We start from the raw sequence: 1397 nt of genomic DNA, 5'->3' as shown, positions 1-1397 counted from the left end.
TGTTATAAGCAAATGAAATTGTCACCCCTCGTTTTTTGATTCTGTCACCCCGCGACCCCCCGGTCCCCTAGCGTAGTCCTCAGCCGAAGGAGGACACATGGATAAGAGGACCAAGGAGAGGGCGATCGAGCTGCTTGTCGCCAAGAGATCCGACCCCTCGATCAGCTACGCGGACATCGAGCGCAAGACCGGGTACAGCCGCCGCCAGCTGATGAGGCTGTCGAAGCGCGTCGAGCAGCTCGGGCCCGAGGGCGCAGCGGCGCACGGCAACGCCGGCCGCAGGCCGGCGACCGCGGCGACCGATGACGAGATCCGCTACCTGAGGAAGTTCAAGGAGCCCTACAGGTCGATAACGATCGCCCAGTTCAGGGACATATTCATCGAGGACGTGATCGAGAACCCGGACAGGCGGGACGACGTCGAGCGGTACGGGCTCGTCGCCCGCTCGAGATCCTGGTTCCGCGAGCTGTTCAGGCGCGAGGGGTGGCGGTCTCCGGCACAGAGGCCCGAGCGCGCCCGCGGCGGGCGCGCCGCGCACCCGATCCGCGAGCCCATGCCGCGCAGGGGGATGCTCGTGCAGGTCGACGGGACGCCGTACGACTGGTTCGGCAACGGCGACGCCCGCGTGCTCCACATCGCCGTCGACGACGCCACCACCGAGGCCCTCTCCGGGTGCTTCATGCCCATCGAGTGCATGCGCGGGTACGCCCGGATGGCGGAGCGCATGGTCCGCAGGAGCGGGGCGCCCGAGGCCGTGTACTCCGACAGGCACTCCGTGTTCCGCAGCTCGAAGGGCGGGGCGGCCACGCAGCTCTCGATGATGCTGTCCGACCTGGGGGTGCGCATGGTGTTCGCGGGGTCCCCGCAGGCCAAGGGCCGCGTCGAGCGCTACAACCTCACCGGCCAGCTCAGGCTCGTGAACGACATCATCCGCTTCGGGATAGAGGACTACGACCACCTCGACTCGTGGTTCAACGAGTTCTACGTCGACTACCTGAACCGGAAGTTCTCGTTCCCGCCTGCGGAGCCGGGGAGCGAGTTCAGGCTCATGCCTGAGGGCTTCGACTACTCCTCGGTGTTCCGGATCAGGCTCACGAGAATATCGCGCAGCGGGATGATCTCGTACGAGATGGGCCTCTACCGGATGGTGGATGGCGACGGCGTGGTCTACGACCCGGGAGAGGGCGTCAGGGTCAACCTGTTCATCGACGTGTGGACCGAGGAGATGTACGTCGAGCGCTACGGGAAGCGCTACGCGTGCGTCCTCTGCGGGGTGCGGGAGCACAGGAAGAGCGACCTCGTGGGGAACCAGAGGGAGCTGCAGGACCTGCTCAGGAAGATGCGCGGATGACGCGGCGCGACGTCTCTGGGGGTGACATTTTCAAAAAACTTCAACA

1 protein-coding gene is annotated in these 1397 nt (G+C 65.6%); it reads left to right on the top strand.

Going from position 1 to position 1397, the window contains the following annotated elements; translation table 11 throughout:
* Positions 1–97: 97 nt before the first annotated feature.
* The gene (locus H6A15_RS10130; RefSeq protein ID WP_204673634.1) at positions 98–1351 is read left to right on the top strand and encodes a DDE-type integrase/transposase/recombinase; all 1254 of its coding nucleotides are present in this window, start codon (positions 98–100) and stop codon (positions 1349–1351) included.
* Positions 1352–1397 lie beyond the last annotated feature (46 nt).

It is taken from the genome of Enorma phocaeensis (genome assembly GCF_016901575.1).
Classification (GTDB): Bacteria; Actinomycetota; Coriobacteriia; order Coriobacteriales; family Coriobacteriaceae; genus Limicola; species Limicola phocaeensis_A.
Note: the sequence above shows the minus strand (reverse complement) of the source record. Positions and strands in the feature narration are given on the sequence as shown.

Coding starts and splice junctions, on each gene's coding strand:
- H6A15_RS10130 (WP_204673634.1), top strand. CDS start 98: ATGGATAAGAGGACCAAGGAGAGGGCGATCGAGCTGCTTGTCGCCAAG.